The sequence below is a fragment of the Campylobacter concisus genome (genome assembly GCF_050447505.1).
GTDB classification, from domain to species: Bacteria; Campylobacterota; Campylobacteria; order Campylobacterales; family Campylobacteraceae; genus Campylobacter_A; species Campylobacter_A concisus_BP.
In genome coordinates, this window is the sequence record NZ_JALMFZ010000001.1 from 1,495,483 (window position 1) to 1,516,746 (window position 21,264).

Sequence of the window (21,264 nt, forward strand, 5' to 3'; positions counted from 1 at the left end):
AATAAAATTTAACAGAGGCAAAAATGTTTGGAATGAGTTTTTCTGAGATCTTGGTCATCGCCGTGATCGCTGTGCTAGTTTTGGGCCCTGACAAGCTGCCAAGCGCTATGGTGCAGATCGCTAAATTTCTAAAGATGTTTAAAAAAGGTATAAACGACGCAAAATCAACTTTTGATCAAGAGATGAAGATAGCCGAGCTCAAGGAAGACGCTCAAAAATACAAAGAGAGCATAACTCAAAGTGCGCAAAGCGTGCGTAAAAAGCTTACTTTTGAAGAGCTTGACGAGATCAAAAAAAGCGCAAGCGACGTCACTGAGAGCATACAAAACGTCGTAAGCGACACCAAAAAAACGGTAGAAAATATACAAAATCCAACAAATTTAGTTAAAGATGCGATCTTAAACGATAAAAAAGAGGCGTGATGTTTGAAGAGCTAAGACCCCATTTGATCGAACTTAGAAAGAGGCTTTTTATAAGCATAGTAAGCGTTTTTGTCTGTTTTGGCATCTGTTTTACATTTTGGAATCCACTGCTCGCATGGATGAGTGAGCCACTAAAACAGGTCTTGCCAGCTGGCTCAAACATCATCTTTACGCAAATTCAAGAGCCATTTTTCACTGCGATGAAAGTCGCCTTTTTTGCTGGCTTGGTGCTTGCTTTGCCTATCATTTTTTGGCAGTTTTGGCTATTTGTCGCACCTGGACTTTATGATAATGAAAAAAAATATGTGATCCCATTTGTGCTTTCAGCCTCATTTATGTTTGCGTGTGGGGCGGCGTTTTGCTACTACGTGGTCATCCCACTTGGCTTTACATTTTTGGTAAATTTTGGCGGCCAGCTCTTTACGGCACTGCCAAGCATCGGCGAATACGTTGGCTTTTTTACAAAACTGCTGATCGGCTTTGGAATTTCATTTGAGCTGCCAGTCATTACATTTTTCTTAGCAAAGATAGGCCTTGTCGATGACAAGATGTTAAAAGATTATTTCAGATACGCAGTAGTCGTCATTTTCATCTTTGCAGCTATCGTCACACCACCAGATGTTATAAGTCAAATTTTAATGGCACTACCACTCATCGGACTTTATGGAATTTCTATCATCGTAGCCAAAAGAGCTGGTAAAAGCGACGACGATGAACAAGATAGCGACACAAACAGCGACGCGGGCGATGAGTGATATAAACGATATCTCAAGCTACGATTATTTTCTGCCTAACGAGCTCATCGCAAAAGAGCCAGTTTTGCCCAAAGAAGAGGCAAGACTGCTTGTTTATTTTAAAAAAACAAAAGAGATAAAACACTATAAATTTAAAGATCTAGCCAGTCTCATCCCAGATGACGCGGTGGTCATTTTTAATAATACAAAGGTTATAAAAGCCCGCATTTTAGGGCATAAGCAAAGTGGCGGAGCTTGCGAAGTTATGCTAAATCAACCGCTTAATGATAATAAATTTAGCGTCTATATAAGGGGCAAAGTAAGTGTCGGTAGCGTTTTAAATTTTGCTGATAGCATAAAGGTAAATGTGCTTGAGCTAAATGATGATGGCTCAAGGGTGGTAAATTTCACCAAAGATGGCGTTATTTTAGATACGGTGCGACTTTTTAGCGAGCTTGAAAAGATCGGCCACGTCCCACTCCCGCCATATATCAAAAGGGCTGATACAAAGGACGACGAGAGCTGGTATCAAAGCATATTTGCCAAAAATAGTGGCGCTGTCGCAGCTCCGACGGCTAGCCTGCACTTTAGTGAGCAGATGCTAGAGCAGATAAAGGCAAAACACGAGGTCGCCTACATCACGCTTCACGTGGGTGCTGGGACATTTAAGGGCGTGGAGTGCCAAAACATAAATGACCACAAAATGCACTCTGAGTTTTATGAGCTAAGCCAAAAAGCTCAAGAGATCATAAACTCAAATAAACCTATCCTTGGCGTTGGCACGACGGTTACTAGATGCGTTGAAGAGTTTGCTAGAAGCAAGCAGCCAAGCGGCTTTTGCAAGCTCTTTTTAAATTTAAATAATAGACCGATCAGGCAAAACTACCTTTTAACAAATTTTCATCTGCCAAAATCAACGCTGATCATGCTAGTTACTAGCTTCATAGGGCTTGAAGAGACGATGAGGATTTACGAAACGGCAGTTAGCGAAAAGTATAGATTTTACTCATATGGCGATGGGATGCTTGTGATATGAAAAACGTCGATTTTGTCGCACAAATGGAGCTTTTTTTAGAGGCACTCTTTAAGGATGCAACAGCTAGAAACAACGCCATCGTCTTTAACTACAACCCAAACTACCCACGCTATCTAAGCTTTGAAGCGCATAAGCTAATAGGCGCGATCAAAAATTTAAGCAAATTTTACCTAAATAGCGTTAGCAACTCAAAATTGCTCATATCCTTTACTCTAGTAAGCTATAGCCTAAGTTTAGTGCATTTTGACATACATATAAGATGCACTTCATGCCCGCAAAAGCCAAATGAGAGGCTAGTTAAAGAAGCTGGCGAGCTACTAAAAGAGCTAAATGCCAAGATGAGTAAAACAGAGGACGGCTTTAGCATAAGCATCAGCGTGCCACTGCCAAAAAGTGGGACATTTAAAAGGCAAAGCGTAGAGATAGCAAGCCTCTTAGGCAAAAATGCGATAATAGCTTGTGATGATGAAAATTTATTTTTAACGCTAAGTCATGAGCTAAGCTTTACAGGGCTAAAGCTTAGCAAACAAAAGAGCTTCGAGAGTTTAAATTTACACATAAAAGATGCCATTTTTAAGCCAGACATCATCTTCGTGCAAAAGGAGTATCTAAGCGACAAAGCAAGGCTTGATGAGATGCTAACTTATCAAAAGCTTAAGAATTTCTACATCGTCATCATCAGCAAGGATGAAGCCAAAAGCATCAAAAGCGAGAAGATGACTACACTTAGACAGCCATTTACTAGCGATAGCTTGCACGAGACTTTAGGGGTGGTGGCTAGAAATTTATAAAATTTTTAGGTATCTCTTTAAGATGATAGTGGCTGAGACGCTATCAAGCCTGCCATCTCGCTTTGTGTTTGTATAAATTTCACTTGCCTCACTGCTGCTAAATGCCTCATCTTGATAGACGATATTAGCCTGCACGTCAAGAAGCGAGACAAAATGCTCTATGCGTCTTCTCATCTCATCTTCGCTGCTACCACCGATCGGAACGCCCACCACTAGCGTGCTTGGAGCGTATTCATTTACTTTTTGGCTCACATCTCTTGCGGCTTGGTTTCTATTTTTTCTAAGAACTGGCTCAAGGGGCGTCACGACCTCGCCAAAGCCAAAAGCAAGCCCTATGCGCTTTAGTCCAACATCGATCGCCATAAATTTCTCTCTCATAGCGCGCTTTTTACTCTTAAATTTGAAATTTCAACTAGCCCATCAAGCTCGTACTCGTAGATGATCTCGCCAAATTTAGCCAATGCCTCATCAAGACTCACGCCGTTTTTGCAAAATTTCAAGATCTCATCGCTTGTTTTTTCTTGCTCTTTTACCTCGCCAAAAAGTGAGGCAAATTTAACGTAATCATCGATAAGCTCGGCCCTTTTGCTAGCTAGCAAGGCATTTGTCCCATTGCTCTCATTTATGCGCTGTGGCAAGACAAAGAGAGGGATTTTAAGCTCATTTGCAAGCCTTGCGCTTTGCATCGAGCCACTTCTTAGATCAGCCTGAGCGACTACAAGAGCTTGCGCAAGCCCCACAACTATGCGGTTTCGCTCTAAAAACCTATATGCGATCGGCGGCTCGCCCTCGTCATACTCGCTCAAGGCAAGACCTTTGGCGTAAATTTCTTTTATCGACGCCTTATTTTGAGCTGGATAGATGATATCAAGTCCATTTGCAAAAACACCGATAGTTCGTGGCATGGCAGCCTTGTGCGCCGTGATATCCACACCGATAGCTCCACCGCTAACCACGCAGACATTTGCACTTTTTAGCGCTGCGCAAAGTGCCGTGACACACTCTTTTGTATAGACACTTGCCTTTCTTGAGCCGACGACTGCGACTTTTGGCATGCTAAGAAGCGAGGTATCACCTATGAAATTTAGCTCTTTTGGGGGATTTTTTAGCCTATTTAGCGCCTCTGGGATGATTTTAAGCTTCATAAAATATCTTTTAGATAAACAACTTCTACATCTTTTAAGATGTTGTTTTTGCTAGCTTTTATCACTGCGATCGTGTTTTTCTTTGGATGTCCGATGGCGATCGCGTAGCCCCTTTTTTTGGCTAAATTTACAGCAGCTACAAGCTCTCGCCTAACCGCACTAGCCGATGGATCATCATCTAAAAATATATCTCTTGAAATGTAAGGCTGATTATACTTTTTAGCAGCCCTTGCCACGGCTGTTTGAGCGATCGTCTTACTATCAACAAAGATAAAGCCCTGCTCTATCAGCGCTCTATATGCCTTGTCCATCGCGTCATAATCACTAGTAAATCGTGATCCCGTGTGGTTGTTTGTATATTTTGCACGCGGGAAGTCTCTTCGTATCTTTTTTATCTTTTCATGCATACTCTCAAAGCTCTCATTTATCGTTAGAGTGCCTATCTCTGGGCTATCAAAGTGCTTTGCTTGCATCGGTAGATGTATCATATAAAACTCAAACGTTCTAGCGATATTTGGCGTATCTGGATGGGTTTTTGTCGCTGGAAAAATGGACGGCGTTATCTTTAGGCCGATTGATTTTACCATGCTAGCGTGCTCAAATGTCGCCACATCATCGATTATTAGCACCAGCTTAGCACGCCCTTTTACGCTGCTATTTGGAGTAAATGGCACAACCGCAAAGTCATCTTTTTTCGTGCTCTCTTTTTGCGGTTTTTCGCTGTAAATTTGCTTCTTGGCTTTATTGCTAGGCTCAACCTCACTTTTTTTAGTAGGCTCAGGTTTTAAAATTTCACTATGCTTTAAATTTTCTTTTATGCTTAAATTTGCTTCAGCGCTTTTGTTTTGCTCTATTTTTGTCTCTGTATTTGTCTCATTTTTGCCTGCATAAAATGGCTCGATAACCTGCTCAACCTTTTGCTCGACCTTTTGCTCAGGCTTTTGCTCAGGCTTTTGCTCAGGCTTTTCTTCGCTCTTTGCTTCATGGCTTACATCTACGCTACTTTGCATATTTTTATATAAATTTGCAAGTAGATTTTTCGTATCGTTTTGCTCTTTTTTTGGCTCTTCTTTTTTAGTTTCTACTTTTACTTCAGGTTTTACTTCAGGAGTTATCTTTTTTTGCTCTTTTGGCTCAGTTTTTGGCTTTAGAGCAAGCTCGCTTTTGTGTTTAGGATCGGTAAAAATTTTACTTAAATTTTCATCTTCATCAAATTTTAGAGGGTATTTTCTCTTCTCATACTCTTGTTTTTTATCTTTGCTAGCAACTTTTTGCTCAGCTTTTTTTGAAATTTGCTTCTCGCTCTTTGGCTCATTTGCTTTACTTATCTGCTCAACATCTTTATTTTTGATGCTAAGAGCTGCGATAAGTGCCACTATCAAAATAGCAGCAATAACGCCGATACCAAGGAAAATTTTATTATGAGAGCGACCTGCACTCTTTTTTGCAGGACGCTTCTTTGTAGTCTTTTTTTCGCTCAAGGCTTAGTTTTTACTTTGATCTATAAGTTTGCCGTTAGTTATCCAAGGCATCATTGCGCGAAGTTTTTTGCCAGTTTTATTTAGCAAGCTTCTCTCAGCTATGCCGCGCTCAGCGTTCATTCTAACATATCCTGCTTTTCTCTCTAGGATGAAGTCTTTTGCAAATTTACCATTTTGAATTTCTCTTAAAACTTCTTTCATAGCTTTTCTGCTCTCTTCGCCAACTACTCTTACGCCGCTTACATAATCGCCATATTCAGCTGTGTTTGAGATAGAGTAGCGCATATCAGCCATGCCGCCTTGATACATTAGATCAACGATTAGTTTTAGCTCGTGCAAGCACTCAAAATACGCCATCTCAGGCTCATATCCAGCCTCTACAAGCGTATCAAATCCAGCATTTACAAGTGCGCAAAGACCACCACAAAGCACAGCTTGCTCGCCAAATAAATCTGTTTCAGTTTCATCTTTAAATGTTGTCTCAATGATGCCAGTTCTACCGCCACCTATACCGCAAGCATAGCTTAGAGCGATCTCTTTCGCCTTTCCACTTGCATTTTGCTCAACAGCGATAAGATCAGGTATGCCACCACCTCTTAAAAATTCGCTTCTAACTGTGTGTCCTGGAGCTTTTGGAGCGATCATGATGACGTCTATGTTTGCTGGAGCTTTGATCTGTCCAAAATGAACATTAAAACCATGTCCAAATGCGATAGCAGCATGATCTTTTAAATTTGGCTCGATCTCATTTTTATAAATTTCAGCTTGAAGCTCATCTGGTGTTAGGATCATAACTACATCAGCACCTTTTGTAGCTTCGCTTACAGTTTTTACTTCAAAGCCTTTTGCTTCAGCTTTTGCCCAGCTTTTGCCACCTTTTGCAAGACCGATTACGACACTTACGCCATTGTCTCTTAAATTTTCAGCGTGTGCGTGACCTTGTGAGCCAAAGCCAATGATTGCTACTTTTCTACTCTGAATAAGGCTTAAATCGCAGTCTTTATCATAATAAACATTTATAGCCATTGTTTCTCCTATTGTTAAAATTTGGCGAAATTATACATTTTAGCAACAAAAACGTTGCTGAAAAAGAGCAAAAAAGTATCTTTAAGTTTTATGCTGCAGCTTTTTGCTATAATGTGACAAAATTTTTAACCTAAAGAGTCACTTTACATGAATGAATCAATTTTTAAAAAAATCAAAGCGCTTCCGCCACTAGACGACACTGTCATACAGATCCAGCGCCTACATGCTGACGAAAATAGCTCGATAAATGACCTCACAAAAGTGGTCGAAAAAGACCCTATGCTAACAGCAAATATCTTGCGTTCAGCAAACTCACCACTTTACGGATTTTCTCAAGAGATCACAACTATCGCAAGAGCCATTTCGCTTTTTGGCATGGCTACTATCCGCGGTTTTGCGCTATCAAGTGCCATTAAAAAGACCTTTTCTATAAATTTAGAGCCATATGACATTACCGCACAAGATTTTTTAAATATCTCAATCATGCAAAATGCTTTGATGTATCACTGGTACTCAAAGATAAAACCTAAAAATCTAGAAATTCTCTCTCCTGCTTCATTTATGCTTGAAGTTGGCAAGATCGTTTTAGCACATGAGCTCACAGAAAATAACCAAGTTGCTGAGTTTAAAACAAAGTTAAAACAAATTTCATCTACCTATGATCTTGCGCTTTTAGAGTCTGAAATTTTAGACATCACAAACGAAGAGGTCACGGCTAAAATTTTTGAGCAGTGGAATTTAGAGATCGAGCTTGGAAATTCTATCCTCTACTCAAACACTCCAGAAGAGGCACCTGATCATATAAAAGAGTACGCAAGAGCGTTAAAAGTAGTAAAAACAGCGGTTAATATCTTTAACCAGCTTGATGATGTGAGCGTAAATAACGCAACACTTCTTATAAACGAATATGGCTTTGAGAGAGATACATTTTTAATGGCTGTTAGCAAAGTCAAAGATAATTTGTGAAAGAATTTTTAACATCACTTCTCGTTGGCATCAAAGAAAAAGAGATATCAAACGAAGATAAAGAGGTCTTACGTAATCTCATAAACCTTGGTGCCGTAAGCTTACATAAAGATAAATTTTACCTAAACAACGGCTATATCTGCGGCAAGCTAGACATCAGCCAAAACGCAACTGGCTTTATCATGCCATTTGACAAGCGCTTCAAGCAAGACATTATCGTCGAAAATAAAAATTTAAACAACTCTCACCTTGGCGATATCGTGCTAGCAAAGCTTTTGCCACTTAAGAAAAAACGCCAAAGTGCTAAGATAGTGATGAGCCTAAAGCTTGCAAATGAGACAAGCGTGGTCTATACAAAACGCTTTGGAGCGGCCATTTTAGGGGTAAATTTAAAAACTGGGCTAAGCACAACCCTAAAAGCAACTCAAAAAAGTCTAAAGATGCTCCCGCTTGGGACGCTACTAAAGATAAACAATCTAAACAACGAAATAGTCGAGGTTTTAGGAAATTTAGAAGACCCGCTAAGCGATGAGAAAATTTCGCTTGCTATTTATAATAAAAATGATAAATTTAGCGAGGCTTGCGAGCTTGAAGCAAAGGCATTTGGCGATGAAGTCGATGCTAGCATGTATCCAAACAGGGTCGATCTAAGAAATTTAGAGTTTTGCACGATCGATCCAGTCGATGCTAAAGACTTTGACGATGCCATATATTTTGATGAGAAAAAGCGCGAAATTTACGTCGCAATCGCCGATGTAAGCGAGTATGTGACCGCGTATAGTGCCATTGATAGCGAGGCTAAAAAAAGAGGATTTTCTATCTACTTTCCACACATCTCAGTGCCGATGTTGCCGCGCGCACTTAGTGAAAATATCTGCTCGCTAAAGCCAGACGTGCCGCGCCTTGCATTTTGTTTTAAAATTTCACTCGATGTAAACAACGAGGTAAAAAAAGAGGAGCTTTTTGAGGCGATAATCCTTTCAAAAAGGCGCTTTAACTACGATGAGATCGATGAAATTTTAGAAGGCAAAAGAGAGTGTGAAATTTCATGGATCAAGCCACTTTTTAAACTCACCACAAAGCTTCGCAAAAAAAGGCTTTTGCACGCGTTTGATTTCAGGACAAAAGAGCTTAGAATGAGCCTTGATGAAGAGGGTCAAATTTCGCAAACTAGGTTTGAAAGCGACTCTGACTCGCACAGACTTGTTGAGGACTGCATGCTTTTAGCAAACAAGGCTGCTGCAAAGCTCATCACAAAGGGCGTTTTTAGAAACCACGCTTCGCCTGATTTTAAAAAGATAGATACCTTACTTGAGGACTTGCAGCTTTTGGGGCTTGACTTTACCTACGAGAGCGACCTTGCAAATTTGATAAGAAAGATCCAAGCAAAGGCCGATGAACTAGGCAACCGCGAAGAGATAGATAAGCTCATCATCAAGTCTCAAAAAAAGGCTGAGTACTCAAGTGAAAATTTAGGCCACTTTGGGCTTGGATTTGATAGATACACGCACTTTACAAGCCCTATTAGACGCTATTCTGACCTTATCTTACACAGACTTTTAAAGGCTAAAATTTCAAAAGATGATAAGCTTTACAACTTCTTGCTTTTAAACATCCAAAGCACCTGCGCAACCTTAAGCGAGCTTGAAAGAGAGGCCGACAAGGTGGCCTACGACTTTATGGATAGGAAATTTGCACGCTGGGCAGCTGCAAACATCGGCAAAGAGGTGCGCTGCTACGTGAGCGAAAACCAAAATGTCTTGGTCGCTAAGCTTGATGATTACTTTGTTGGAGCTAGGATTTTCATCACTGGATACAGCGCAAATTTACTTCAAAAGCTTGTCGTAAAGATCACAGAGGCTGATATCGCGAGCGCTAAAATTTTTGCAAAAGTGGTGAGAAAGATCGATGTATAGAAAAGATTTGGAGCTAAATTTAGCAAATGCAAATTTAAGCAACTACTTCTTGCTTTTTGGGGCGGATGAGTTTCAGATAGAGCTTTTTGGCAAGGAAATTTTAAGCTTTTATTCAAGCGAAGATGCAAATTTATTAAGCCTTTATTTTGACGAATACAACTACACTCAGGCAAGCTCTCACCTAAGCGAGCAGTCGCTTTTTGGCGGCAAAAATATCCTCTATGTAAAAAGCGACAAAAAGATCCCAGCAAAAGAGCTAAAAGAGCTCATTTCGCTTTGTTCAAAGAGCCAGGACAACTACTTTTTATTTGAGCTTTATGAGGCCGATATGAAGCTAGTTTTTGATACGCAAAAGGCTTTTGGGGCAAATTTTGCGAGATTTTTCAAGCCCTCAAACCCAGATGAAGCGATAAATTTACTAGCTAAAAGCTCAGCTAAAATAGGCCTAAACATAACCAAAAATGCACTTTATGAGCTTTATTTTACGCATAATGAAAACTTATACCTTGCAGCAAGCGAGCTAACAAAACTAAAGAGCCTAAACACCCACATCGAACAAGACGATGTAAAAAGGCTGGTTTTTGGACTTGGAGGGATAAATTTTGATGACTTTTTCAATAAATTTATGGCTCTAAAAGATATAAAAAACGACTTTTTTACCTATTTAGAAGATCCAAATTTTAATGAAATTTTACTTCTAAACTCACTTTATAAAGCATTTTTTAGGCTATTTAAAATTTACTCTTACATAAAGATAAATGGCCGCTTAAATTTAGACGAAGCGATCGGCTATCAGCCGCCTGTAAATGTGACAAATTTACTAAAAGCAAATAGCTTAAAGCTAAGTTTAAATGCCTATTTAGAGATATTTAAAACGCTAAATTTAGCCGAGCTAGAGCTAAAAACAAATACAAAAATGGATAAAGAAATTTTCGTTTTATCGACCATTTTAAATCTGCAACACCTCATATCAACAGCAAATATTAAGTAAATTTAAGCTAAAATCCACCCTTGCTTAATGCAAAATCCTTGCTCACAAAGTGAGCTAAATATCCATAAGGAGAAAAAATGAAACATTACGAGCTTTTATTTATTCTTAAGCCGACATTGACGGAAGAGGAAGTTAAAGCCAAGGTTGATTTCGTAAAAGAAGTCATAACAAAAAACGGCGGCGAGATCGCTACTGTCGTTGAGATGGGAACTAGAAAGCTAGCTTATACCATCAAAAAATATGAGCGTGGAACATATTTTGTTATCTACTACAAAGCTCCACCAGCACTTCTTGCAGAGCTTACAAGAAACGTAAGGATCACAGAAGATATCATAAGATTTTTAAGCGTTAAATATGAAAACAAACGCGAAATCGCAGCTTGGGAAAGACTTTGCAAAGGTATCAAGCAAACTATAAAAAAAGAACCTCGCGAGCCAAGAGCATCACGCGAACCAAGAGCTGAAAAAGTAGACGAGCAAACATTTACAGAAGAATAATCAAGGATAAAAAATGTTCAATAAAGTAGTATTAGTTGGAAATTTAACCAGAGATATAGAGCTTAGATATACTACTAGCGGCGTTGCCATAGGAAATTCTAGTATAGCTGTGACACGCAAAATCACCTCAAATGGGGAAAGAAGAGATGAGACTTGCTTTATTGATATATCATTTTTTGGCAAGAGTGCAGAGATAGCAAACCAATATCTCAACAAGGGATCGAAGCTGCTTATCGAAGGAAGACTTAAATTTGATCAGTGGACCGACAATAACGGACAAAATCGCTCAAAACACTCTATCGCCGTTGAGAGCATGGAAATGCTTGGCTCAAATAACCAAACGCAACAAGGCGGATACTCTATGAATAGCCAAAACAGCGGTGGCTACGGACAACAAGGCGGATATCAAAATAACCAATATAGCCGCCAGCAAGAGTCTAGACCACAAGCTGCGCCACAAAGAAAGCAAGAGAGTTATTCAGAAGTTCCTGATATAGACGTTGATGCTGATAGTTTCAACAATGAAGAAATACCGTTTTAATTTTAAAGGATAAAAAATGGCAGAAAAAAGAAAATATTCACGCAAATATTGCAAATTTACAGAAGCAAAGATTGATTTTATAGACTACAAAGACACTTCACTTTTGAAGTATTGCTTGTCAGAGAGATTTAAAATCATGCCAAGACGCCTAACTGGCACATCAAAAAGATACCAAGAGATGGTAGAAAAAGCGATCAAGAGAGCTCGCCACGCAGCTATCATACCTTACATAGTTGATCGCAAAGACGTAGCTTCAAATCCTTTTGAAGGTCTATAATCCATAAATTTTAGCCCTTTCTTGGGCTAAAATTTCAAAAACTATTTTTAATCACTTCATTACAAATTTAAATATTCATTTTAATTAATATCAAAATTAAGAATACATGTCACTCATAAGGTAGCTAATCATTAATTATATTTTTTATATTTCAAGAACTATTTTACGTTTTGCGAGCAAACAAATACATACAGACATATTTAGTAATTTTTTTTAGAGATAGAATTTATTGTTTTTTCTCTTTCTCAGTCTGAACTTTATCTAGCTTCATATATCCCATTTCAACTAGCTTGTTATAAATTTGAGAGATTTTTGGTCCAGCAGCGCTACCGCCGTGACCGCCGTGTTCGACAACCATCGTTATGACATATTGCGGGTCTTCATATGGCGCATAGGTCGTCATCCATGCGTGAGATCTTTGCAGATACGCCATATCTTCTTCTTTCATACGTTTCTTTTCAGTTTGAGAGATGCCAACAACCTGAGCTGTTCCAGTCTTTGCCGCAACCTTTACAAGACTCCCCACAAAGTGCCTATTTGCCGTGCCTCTTGGGTGATTTGCCACCTCATACATCGCATGCCTAATAGCAGGTAGCTGCGACTTCTCAAACGGCGTAAAAGCATCATCTGTTGGCGTAAAATCAACATCCTTACCATCGATGCTCTTTAAAAAATGCGGCGTCACATTTAGCCCAGTTGCAAGGCCTGCTGTGTATTTAGCCACCTGCATAGGCGTGACTAGAAAATTTCCCTGTCCGATAGAGGTGATGAGCGTCTCGCCTTGAAACCACGCCTTGCCATACTTCCTCATCTTCCACTCCCTGCTTGGCAAGGTCCCCACAAATTCATTTGGCAAATCAACCTCTGTTTTTCTACCAAAGCCCATGCGCTCAAGTATCGGCACAATGGCGTCTATGCCGATCTTTTGACTACCCTTGTAAAAATAGTCATCGCAGCTCTCTCTAATGGCTGTGTTCATATTAACCGTGCCATGACCATGCGAGTTCCAGCAGCGAAATTTACGCCCTCCAAGCTCATACGAGCCACTACAAAAAAAGCTATCATATTTGCTCATGCCATTATCCAAAAAGGCAAGAGCCATACCCATTTTTACGACGGATCCTGGCGGATAGAGGCCATTTATCAGCTTATTTGTAAATGGGTGATCGACGTTTTTTACAAGTTCTTCCCACTCAGCCTGAGAAATTCCAAGCACAAAAGGATTTAGATCATACTCAGGAAAGCTTCCTGCTGCGATTATAGCGCCATCTTTTAAGCTCATAACTATGACGCTTCCTGCATCTTTGCCAAAGACATCAGCGACGAACTGCTGCAGCTCAAGATCAACAGCAAGCTTTATGTTTTGACTTTGTGGCGCTTGATAGCTCACCTGCTCGATCTCCTCATTTAGCGCATTTACCTTGATCTTTTTAAAGCCTTGAATTCCTTGCAAGATCGGGTTATAAAAGCGCTCTACTCCGCTTCTGCCAATATAGTTTGTAAGCTTTGTCAAGGGGTCATTTTCCATATCTTTTTGGTTTGCCCTGCCGACATAGCCGATGATGTGAGAAGCTAGGTCATTGTATGGATAGTGGCGTTTTGATGCGGGTCTTATCTCTAAATTTTCACGCAGAGAAAGGGGTGCAAAAAATGGCAAAAATTTATCATAATCAACAAATTCGACCACGTTGATAAAGTCTTGGTTGTAGGCTGAGTCGTTTTTGATATATTCGTTTTTAAGCTTGGTAACGTTTAGATCGCCAAATAGCGAGCCGATATAGGCTAGCTCATCATCTAAAATTTTTACCTTTTTGCTAGCACTTAGATGTGGCTTTACATAGATAGAAAAACCTAAGCGATTGACCGCCATAGGCTTGTCATGCGCATCAAAGATGATGCCTCTAACTGGCGGGATGTAGATAGTTTTTATCGCATTTTGCTCGGCGATCTCGTTGTAGTAGGTGTTTGAATTTACACTTAGGTGGTAAATTCGCCCCAAAAGCATGATCCAAAAAAGAGCGATCACGCCAAAAACGATACGCATCCTCATAGCACTTTGTCCCTAAAAAGCACGATAGCAAGCACACTTTCAAGCGCTATGAAAAATAGATACTCTGCGCTAAAAGTCAAATTTGGCTCGTTTAAGACGTAGGCAAAAAGGTTATTTACAAGAAAGGTTAGCACATAGCCAGAGGCGACAAAGATGACAAGCAGGCAGTTTCGCCACTTCATCGTCGTATAGAGCCAGTCTAGCACGAAGTTGTAAAATAGCAAAAATGCAATGATCGTTGAAAAGAGATAAAAGCCATGAATTTGCTCGGCAAAGACTAAGAAAACGAGCGAAAAATACCACGAGGGCTTAAACTCATCATACTGCTTTTGCTTTCTTGAATACTCCAAAATCATATATGTAAAAAAGATGCCAATAAGTGGCGGCAAGAAGCCAAACTGCGTAGTTGCGATCTCATAAGAGAGCAAAAAAATGACCCACCAAAAACCTTTAAAAATTTTAATATCTAAGCTGCTTATGGTTTGCATTTTACCTACCAAGAGCGTGGTTTATGATAGCTTCCCGTGCCTTGTCGATGCCACTTTTGCTGAGTGTCGAGACCAAAATACCACTTGGGTCAAATTTCATTATCGCACTCTTTTGGCTTTGATTTAGCTTGTCGCTTTTTGTGTATAAATTTAAGATTTTCTGATCAGCTCTTAAAAAGCTTTTTAGGTAAGAATCCACGTTTACGTCGATGTCTAGGTCAAAATGTCTAGCGTCAATTAGATGTATAAAAAGTCTGATGTCGCTTCTAAATTTCAAAAACTCATCTAAATTTTTACGCCACTCATCGTGTTTTGACTTTGCAACTTTTGCGTAGCCAAAGCCTGGTAGATCAACCAAGATGAGTTTAAATTTCTCTTTTTCACTCTCTTCTTTTTCCTCACAAAACTCAGCCTCAAAGAAATTTATAAGCTGCGTTTTACCAGGAGTTGATGAGCTTTTGGCTAAATTTTTTTGATTTACAAGTGCATTTATGAGGCTGCTTTTACCAACATTTGACCTGCCCAAAAAGACCACCTCGCTTGTCACAAAGCTTGGAGCCTCCTTTATGCTTGGGCTTGAAGTGATAAATTTAGCGCTCAAGGCTCTTATCACTTGGTTTTGTCCTCGATCTGAAAGATAAATTTAACCGGCTTTTTCTCGTCGCTATTTACGCTATATGTGCCATCTTTTTGATTGACCACGATCTTTTCGCCATAGACATTTTTATCGGTCTCTACCTCGTGCAAGTAGCCGTTGCCAGTTACTGTGTATGTTTGCTTTGCTGGCTCGTATGTGAGCGTATCGCCCTTGCCGTCATAGTGCTTATCTTTCATGAAAATTTTAGCTCTAGCGTTGCCTGTGGCTACATATTTTACTGGCTGGCGCTTTTTATCAAAATGCACAACGACTTTGTTTGCCTTTAGTTCATCGTATGAGCCTTTTTTGATATTTACATTGCCTACAAATTCACTGATCTGCTTGTTTTCATCAGCAAAAAAATCATTTGATGTGATCTCAACTTGCTCTGCATTTAAAAATGTAAAGCCCAAAATCATCGCTAAAATCGCTGCTTTTCTTCTACCCATGCCCTTAACCCTTTTATCTGCGTTTGTTTTTTACCAAGATCGTAGCTGCCACTATCGCCTAGTGCTTTATCGCCATTTCTAGTGATGGTGAAATTTGCTTCTGATCTTACTATTTTTGTCTTTGTGTTATATATAACTTCATCGCTTTTAAATTTCAAGCTATCATTATTTTCGTAGTTTGCATTTTTTTGAAAGATTATCTCATCGTTTTGCGAGATAGCCTTGTCTGAGCTTAGAAAATGTCTTAAATTTCCCCTTAAAATTCTTGCTTTAAAGTCTAAAAATTCATCCCTGTCGCTATATCTGTTTAGCTCGTCGCTCTCATAAACTCCGCTTATCTTGGTCGAGTTTATCTCATAATCAACCACATCATTTACCTGCATATTTGATATCTTTGTATCAACCTTTAGCACGTTTGCTAAGTATGGGTCTTGAGCCGCTAAAAATATCATCACAGCACTAAAAATGGCCACGACGAAGTAGAAAATTTTTACAACCAACGCTTAGACCACTCGTCATATAAATTTTCTGATTTTATGATCATCTCGATCATCTCTCTAACAGCGCCATTGCCACCTTTGTGCTTTAGCTTTGTCTTTACATCAAGCTCTTTAATGGCATCTTTTGGCTTAAAGCTCCATGCAACTGCGTCTAAAATTTTATAGTCGTTGTAGTCATCGCCGATAGCCGCTGCATTTTTAAAGCTAAGCCCTTCAAATTTTAATATCTCGCTTGCTACTTCAAATTTATCGCCAACGCCTTGATAGACGTGGTTTATCTTTAGATCCTCAGCCCTTCGCTCAACAATAGCCGACTTTCTACCAGTGATGATAGCCACTTTCTTGCCAAGCTTTAGCCAGCTCTCTATCGCGTAGCCATCTTTTACATCAAAAAATTTAAGCTCTTCGCCGTTTGGATTGTAGATGATCTTGCCATCAGTGAGGCACCCATCAACGTCTAAAAATATAATCTCTATCATAAAACGCCTTTTGTGCTTGGAGTGCCGATCCTTGCGTTTTTGGCAAGCGCTCTGCGCAGTGCTACGGCAAATGATTTAAATGTTGCTTCGATGATGTGATGAGTGTTTTTGCCACGAATTTGATTTAGATGAAGAGTTATGGCTGAATTTATGGCAACTGCTCTAAAAAACTCCTCCACAAGCTCAGTGTCAAACTCGCCAACTTTGGCATTTTCATTAAAATTTTCATATACAAGGTAAGCTCTGTTGCTAAGATCTAGCGCGCAAAAAACAGCCGCCTCATCCATAACAACGCTCGCCTCGCCAAACCTCTCAACACCACTTAATGGATATAAAGCCTCTTTTAAAAGCTGTCCTAAAACTATGCCTACATCCTCGACGCTGTGATGAAAATCCACATGCGTGTCGCCCTTGCATGAAATTTCAAGATCGAGCAAAGAGTGCTTTGCAAAAGCCTCAAGCATATGGTCAAAAAAGCCAATGCCTGTGTTTATCTTTGCAACCCCAGAGCCATAAATTTTGAGCTTCATTGAGATTTGCGTCTCTTTTGTGTTTCTAGTTAGTTCTAAAATTTCCTCTCTCACGCCCTAACCTCTTACTATAAATGCGCCTTGGAATTTGCCGCTTCTTGCGTAATCCCTAGCCTCGTCCTCGCTTCTAAAGCCATTTAAAAATACCCTATAAATAGTTGAGCCATCTATCGTAAATGTCTTAACGACTGATCTATAGCCATCTATGCTTTTATGCTCTCTTTGGTATCTGTTTGCGCCTTCAAGGTTCTTAAATGAGCCAATTTGTACCATAAAATCTCCACCCACAACGCGTTGCTCTGATGAGATCACGATGCCGCCAACTGGAGCCGTTGGAGAGACTGGATTTGGCACTTTTATGCCAGTACTTGTTGGTTTTGTTGGTTGCGCGCTAGCGGTTGTAACAGCGTTAATGTCTTCATTAAAGCCGATAACCTCCATACTAACTGGAGCTGTACCAGTGCCGATGACATCAAGCTTCATCGCAGCTGCTTTTGAAAGGTCAAGCACCCTGTCAGCCACAAAAGGTCCTCTGTCATTTACACGCACGATGACACTTTTTTGATTTCTTAAATTTGTTACTTTAAGTATTGTATTCATCGGCAAAGTCTTATGCGCCGCAGTCATATTGTACATATTATAAACTTCGCCATTTGAGGTTGTTTTGCCGTGAAAATTTGGACCATACCAACTTGCCGTTCCGCTGGCTTTATCGCCGACACTTACGACGGTCGGATAGTATGTTTTGCCATTTATTGTGTATGGTCTCATTGTTGCTTTTTGAACTGAGGCGGAGTTGTTGCCTCTTACATTAGTTGGGCCACTTGGAGTAAATGGAGCCCCGCTCCAAGAACAGCCAGTGATTAGAAGTGTAAAACTTAGTCCTAAGTAGAAATTTAGGCTCTTACGGTATGACAATATTTGCTCCGACATTTAAATTTGAACTAGCCAAAGAATTTGCATCTTTTATATCTTTTTCGCTTACATTAAATTTCTTTGATAAAGATGCGATCGTATCGCCTGTTTGAACTACGTAGTTGTGAGATTTGTTTTGAGTAGAAAAAGGGATTATTAGTTTTTGATTATAACTTACTGCGTTTGTGCTAAGCTCGTTGTAGTCCTTGATCGCTCTGTGGCTAACGCCTGTCTTTTTAGAGATAGAGAGCAAGGTCTCGCCTTTTTTTACAGTGTATGCGTAGAAGTTATTTTTGCCATTAAATGGTTTGAAATTATCTGAGAAAAGTTGCTTTTTATTTTCAGGGATATAAACGTAATAATCTTTCAAAGTTGGAGGAGTAAATACAAATTTTAAATGCGGGTTATTGCTTTTCATCTTTTTTGTGCTAAGACCGATGCTGTCGCCTATCTGGGCTAAATTTGTACCGCCTGGCACTTTTACTTTCGTAAGTCTTAATCCGCCATTTATGTTTAGCAAAGATGACTCTTTAGATATCAAAAAGTCCGCATCTTTTGCTATATATGCCGCTCTTAAAATTTTAATGATGAAATTTCTAGTCTCAGCTGGGAGATATTTTTTCTCAGCATCAAGAAGTGTTACAAGATCGTCTGTGCCAGCTTTTTGTATAGCTTTTTTTAATGCACCATCGCCGCAGTTATATGCCATTGCCGCCAAGTACCACTTGCCAAATTGATTTTTAAGTGATCTTAGATAGTTTGTAGCTGCGACAGTTGATTCAACTGGATCTTTTCTCTCGTCAGTGTATTGCCCTACTTTTAGGCCATGAATTTTTGCCGTTTGCTCCATAAACTGCCACATACCAGTAGCTTTAGCGTTTGAGACAGTGTGATTAGAAAAGCCTGACTCTATCATAGCTAGATAGAAAAACGACTCAGGCACGCCTGATTTTTTGATCTGCTCTTTTATCATTGGTATATACATATAGCCGTTTTTCAAGGCATCTGTAAATGTTCTTACCTGTGAGTTTTGTATGCCTTGTCTCATCTTTGCATAGTGAGAAGTTTTCATAAAGCTAGCATCGATGTCTAGCTCCTTTAAAATTTTAACCTGAGTGTCGTAAGAGCTCTTCTCAGGGGCGTTTGCTAGTAGCAAGGTGCTACATGCAAATAATAAAAATATCTTAAGCATTGCTTTCATTTCTATCCTTTTTCGTGTCAAAGCTTAATGATGCTAGCATCTTAAGCAAGTACAATGCCCAAAATTTAGGCAAAGCACTTAAATAACCTTTTGGCATTATCTGAAGTCTTTTTACAAACTAATTCAAATTCAAGGTTTAAAATTTCAGCTATCTTTTTAGCAACAAATGTCGTAAACGCCGGCTCATTTCTCTTACCACGATTTGGTTCTGGCGTGAGATAAGGGGCGTCAGTCTCTATCAATACCCTATCAAAAGGAATTTTTGGCAGAATTTCAACTAAATTCTTAGCGTTTTTAAATGTCAAAACGCCACCTATGCCAAAGTAAAAATTCCCAAATTTGCAAAGCTCCAAAAGAAGTGGCGAGGCATTATAACAATGCAAAACCGCTCCAGCTTCAAGCTTTGGCGCATACTCTTTTAAGATGTTAAAAGAGTCCTCATTAGCCTCTCTGATGTGGAGGATAACGGGTTTTTTTAACTCAGCTGCCAAATCAAGTTGAGCTAGAAAAACACGTTTTTGATCCTCTTTTTCTCTTATCTTTTCTTCTTCATCTTTTGGCAAGCGGTAGTAGTCAAGCCCACATTCGCCGATAGCCACGCACTTTTTGTCTTTGGCAAATTCTCTTAAAGTTTCAATATCAAAATTTTCTTTATCATATGGATGAACTCCAACGGCAAAGAAAATATCATTTTTTTCGTGCGCTATTTTAGCCGCTTTTGGTAAATCATTAATATCAGCTCCAGGGATAATAAAGCCTTTTAGCCCTAAATTTCTGGCTTCAGATAAAATTTGCTCTAGGTCAAAATCATAAACTTTACTATCCAAATGGCAATGCGTATCTATAATCATAAAGCTATTTCTACCCTATTTCTACCATTTTCTTTTGCGACATAAAGCGCTGAGTCGCAAGCTTCGAGCATATCATCTATCTCGCAGTGACCTTTTCCAAAAGATATGCCGATAGAGACGGTCACTCTTACGATCTTATCTTTTATGATTACCTCATTTTCAGCCACTTTTGCTCTTAAATTTACAAAAAATTTAATCGCCTCCTCTTTTGCTATCTTTTTAAGAACAACACAAAACTCCTCGCCACCAAACCTAGCAACCACATCTCTTCCTTTTGTGTTGTCAGTTAGTATCTTTGCGAGTGATTTTAGTATCTTGTCGCCACCATCATGTCCGTATGTGTCATTTATCTTTTTAAAGTGATCTATATCAAGCATAGCAAACGCATAAGGCTCATCAAGCTCTTCAGCTGCTTGGACATACTCTTCTATATCTTGATAGAAAAATCTTCTATTGTAAGCGCCAGTTAAAAAGTCACGGTTAGCAAAATTTGCTATCTTATTTATATTCTCCATAGCCTCAATGGTGTTATTTACACGGCAAATGAGCTCTTCTTTTGAAAATGGCTTTGCTATAAAGTCGCTAGCTCCATTTTTTAAAAATATCGAAGCATCAGTCTTTTCGCTAGGCGAGGTCATCACGATCACGCCAAGGTGGTTTTTATCTTTCTCTTTTCTCACCTCTTTTAAGACTTCTAAACCATCTTTGACAGGCATTCTATAGTCAGTTATGATTAAATTTATATCAGGATTATCGGCAAAATAGCTCATCGCCTCTTCGCCGTGAGCCGCTGCTAAAACCTTGAACTGAAGGCTAGTTAAGATTTTTTTTATCATATTTCTAAAAGGCAGTGAGTCCTCGACGACTAGAACTTTGTATTGTCTATTTTTGCTTAGTCTGTTTATCATTTGAAAGATGTAGTTGATATCATCCATGTTGCCCTTATAAACGTAATCAACTATGTCTTTGTTTATAAAAAATTCTTTCGTCTTATCATCGATGCTACCAGTTAAAACGATAGCACAGAGCCCTTGAGCAAGGACATAATCAACGATCTCACCATTTGGTGCGTCAGGTAAATTTAGATCCAAGATAGTCATAAAATAATCTTTGCCGTGCTCGCTAATTAGCATCTGGGCTTCGGCAAAATCGTACGCAACGTCGATCGCCATATCCTCAATGCTCTTTTCCATCTGCATGACGATTAGCTTCGCAAGTGCCTTATTATCATCAACTACTAGAATTCTTTCCATATTATTCCTGTGATTTTTTATTAAACTAGCTCGGATTTTAACAAATAAACCTAATCACAAAGCTTAAATTTAAAACTTAAATTTCAAG

The 21,264-nt window shown here is 39.3% G+C and carries 25 protein-coding genes; 10 read left to right on the forward strand and 15 right to left on the reverse strand.

Features of this window, described 5'->3' with window-relative positions:
* Positions 1-23 precede the first annotated feature (23 nt).
* From tatB to MTT09_RS07645, 4 genes are read left to right on the forward strand one after another with little or no spacing between them, the layout of a single operon-like run.
* Entirely contained in the window at positions 24-422 is a 399-nt protein-coding gene (gene tatB, locus MTT09_RS07630; protein WP_012140063.1) for a Sec-independent protein translocase protein TatB, read from the forward strand.
* Positions 422-1,177 (forward strand): twin-arginine translocase subunit TatC, encoded by a 756-nt coding sequence (gene tatC / locus MTT09_RS07635; RefSeq protein ID WP_103634270.1) that lies wholly within the window; start codon positions 422-424, stop codon positions 1,175-1,177. The genes tatB and tatC overlap by 1 nt, the downstream gene beginning before the upstream one ends.
* Entirely contained in the window at positions 1,170-2,192 is a 1,023-nt protein-coding gene (gene queA, locus MTT09_RS07640) for a tRNA preQ1(34) S-adenosylmethionine ribosyltransferase-isomerase QueA (protein WP_429803726.1), read from the forward strand. The genes tatC and queA overlap by 8 nt, the downstream gene beginning before the upstream one ends.
* On the forward strand, positions 2,189-2,983 hold the full coding sequence (locus MTT09_RS07645) for a hypothetical protein (protein ID WP_429803411.1): 795 nt from the start codon (positions 2,189-2,191) through the stop codon (positions 2,981-2,983). The genes queA and MTT09_RS07645 overlap by 4 nt, the downstream gene beginning before the upstream one ends.
* Here the strand turns inward: MTT09_RS07645 and ruvX are convergent.
* The 4 genes from ruvX to ilvC are packed head-to-tail and all read right to left on the reverse strand — an operon-like array spanning position 2,978 to position 6,635.
* Positions 2,978-3,361: a Holliday junction resolvase RuvX gene (gene ruvX, locus MTT09_RS07650; protein ID WP_429803412.1), complete on the reverse strand. Its 384-nt coding sequence runs from the start codon at positions 3,359-3,361 to the stop codon at positions 2,978-2,980. The genes MTT09_RS07645 and ruvX overlap by 6 nt on opposite strands.
* Entirely contained in the window at positions 3,358-4,128 is a 771-nt protein-coding gene (locus tag MTT09_RS07655) for a DNA-processing protein DprA (protein ID WP_429803413.1), read from the reverse strand. The genes ruvX and MTT09_RS07655 overlap by 4 nt, the downstream gene beginning before the upstream one ends.
* Complete coding sequence (locus MTT09_RS07660; protein WP_429803414.1) at positions 4,125-5,609, reverse strand: divergent polysaccharide deacetylase family protein; 1,485 nt, start codon at positions 5,607-5,609, stop codon at positions 4,125-4,127. The genes MTT09_RS07655 and MTT09_RS07660 overlap by 4 nt, the downstream gene beginning before the upstream one ends.
* 3 nt (positions 5,610-5,612) lie before the next feature.
* Positions 5,613-6,635 (reverse strand): ketol-acid reductoisomerase, encoded by a 1,023-nt coding sequence (ilvC, locus tag MTT09_RS07665; protein WP_004317771.1) that lies wholly within the window; start codon positions 6,633-6,635, stop codon positions 5,613-5,615.
* A 147-nt stretch (positions 6,636-6,782) separates the two neighbouring features.
* Here ilvC and MTT09_RS07670 point away from each other — a divergent pair, with 147 nt between their 5' ends.
* The 6 genes from MTT09_RS07670 to rpsR all read left to right on the forward strand — a co-directional run bounded on the left by MTT09_RS07670 (position 6,783) and on the right by rpsR (position 11,823).
* A complete protein-coding gene (locus MTT09_RS07670) occupies positions 6,783-7,601 on the forward strand; it encodes an HDOD domain-containing protein (protein WP_012140069.1) in 819 nt (272 codons plus the stop codon).
* Positions 7,598-9,517 carry an RNB domain-containing ribonuclease gene (locus MTT09_RS07675; RefSeq protein WP_429803415.1) on the forward strand — a complete coding sequence of 640 codons (1,920 nt, stop codon included), beginning with the start codon at positions 7,598-7,600 and terminating at the stop codon, positions 9,515-9,517. Before MTT09_RS07670 ends, MTT09_RS07675 begins: the two co-directional genes overlap by 4 nt.
* Positions 9,510-10,508, forward strand: coding sequence for a DNA polymerase III subunit delta (gene holA / locus MTT09_RS07680; protein WP_429803416.1), 999 nt, complete (start codon positions 9,510-9,512; stop codon positions 10,506-10,508). Before MTT09_RS07675 ends, holA begins: the two co-directional genes overlap by 8 nt.
* Positions 10,509-10,585: 77 nt before the next feature.
* Entirely contained in the window at positions 10,586-11,005 is a 420-nt protein-coding gene (gene rpsF / locus MTT09_RS07685; RefSeq protein ID WP_429803417.1) for a 30S ribosomal protein S6, read from the forward strand.
* Positions 11,006-11,018: 13 nt separating this feature from the next.
* Positions 11,019-11,546 carry a single-stranded DNA-binding protein gene (locus MTT09_RS07690; RefSeq protein WP_429803418.1) on the forward strand — a complete coding sequence of 176 codons (528 nt, stop codon included), beginning with the start codon at positions 11,019-11,021 and terminating at the stop codon, positions 11,544-11,546.
* A 16-nt stretch (positions 11,547-11,562) separates the two neighbouring features.
* Entirely contained in the window at positions 11,563-11,823 is a 261-nt protein-coding gene (gene rpsR / locus MTT09_RS07695) for a 30S ribosomal protein S18 (RefSeq protein ID WP_087582546.1), read from the forward strand.
* Positions 11,824-12,049: 226 nt separating this feature from the next.
* Here the strand turns inward: rpsR and mrdA are convergent, their stop codons facing one another.
* The 11 genes from mrdA to MTT09_RS07750 form a co-directional block, all read right to left on the reverse strand.
* Positions 12,050-13,873: a penicillin-binding protein 2 gene (gene mrdA / locus MTT09_RS07700; protein WP_429803419.1), complete on the reverse strand. Its 1,824-nt coding sequence runs from the start codon at positions 13,871-13,873 to the stop codon at positions 12,050-12,052.
* Positions 13,870-14,361, reverse strand: a complete 492-nt coding sequence (locus MTT09_RS07705; RefSeq protein WP_103616359.1) for a hypothetical protein — start codon at positions 14,359-14,361, stop codon at positions 13,870-13,872. The genes mrdA and MTT09_RS07705 overlap by 4 nt, the downstream gene beginning before the upstream one ends.
* Before the next feature lies 1 nt (position 14,362).
* Entirely contained in the window at positions 14,363-14,974 is a 612-nt protein-coding gene (yihA, locus tag MTT09_RS07710) for a ribosome biogenesis GTP-binding protein YihA/YsxC (RefSeq protein ID WP_004317590.1), read from the reverse strand.
* A complete protein-coding gene (gene lptA / locus MTT09_RS07715; protein WP_021086410.1) occupies positions 14,971-15,447 on the reverse strand; it encodes a lipopolysaccharide transport periplasmic protein LptA in 477 nt (158 codons plus the stop codon). The genes yihA and lptA overlap by 4 nt, the downstream gene beginning before the upstream one ends.
* Complete coding sequence (lptC, locus tag MTT09_RS07720) at positions 15,420-15,947, reverse strand: LPS export ABC transporter periplasmic protein LptC (protein WP_021086384.1); 528 nt, start codon at positions 15,945-15,947, stop codon at positions 15,420-15,422. The genes lptA and lptC overlap by 28 nt, the downstream gene beginning before the upstream one ends.
* Positions 15,938-16,426, reverse strand: coding sequence for a KdsC family phosphatase (locus tag MTT09_RS07725; RefSeq protein ID WP_429803420.1), 489 nt, complete (start codon positions 16,424-16,426; stop codon positions 15,938-15,940). The genes lptC and MTT09_RS07725 overlap by 10 nt, the downstream gene beginning before the upstream one ends.
* Complete coding sequence (hisB, locus tag MTT09_RS07730; protein ID WP_429803727.1) at positions 16,423-16,998, reverse strand: imidazoleglycerol-phosphate dehydratase HisB; 576 nt, start codon at positions 16,996-16,998, stop codon at positions 16,423-16,425. Before hisB ends, MTT09_RS07725 begins: the two co-directional genes overlap by 4 nt.
* Before the next feature lie 15 nt (positions 16,999-17,013).
* A complete protein-coding gene (locus MTT09_RS07735) occupies positions 17,014-17,874 on the reverse strand; it encodes a septal ring lytic transglycosylase RlpA family protein (protein WP_009294185.1) in 861 nt (286 codons plus the stop codon).
* Entirely contained in the window at positions 17,861-19,072 is a 1,212-nt protein-coding gene (locus MTT09_RS07740) for a lytic transglycosylase domain-containing protein (RefSeq protein ID WP_012140081.1), read from the reverse strand. Before MTT09_RS07740 ends, MTT09_RS07735 begins: the two co-directional genes overlap by 14 nt.
* Before the next feature lie 65 nt (positions 19,073-19,137).
* The gene (locus MTT09_RS07745) at positions 19,138-19,923 is read right to left on the reverse strand and encodes a TatD family hydrolase (RefSeq protein ID WP_429803421.1); all 786 of its coding nucleotides are present in this window, start codon (positions 19,921-19,923) and stop codon (positions 19,138-19,140) included.
* Positions 19,920-21,176, reverse strand: coding sequence for a diguanylate cyclase (locus MTT09_RS07750; RefSeq protein WP_103568011.1), 1,257 nt, complete (start codon positions 21,174-21,176; stop codon positions 19,920-19,922). Before MTT09_RS07750 ends, MTT09_RS07745 begins: the two co-directional genes overlap by 4 nt.
* Between the last annotated feature and the right edge of the window lie 88 nt (positions 21,177-21,264).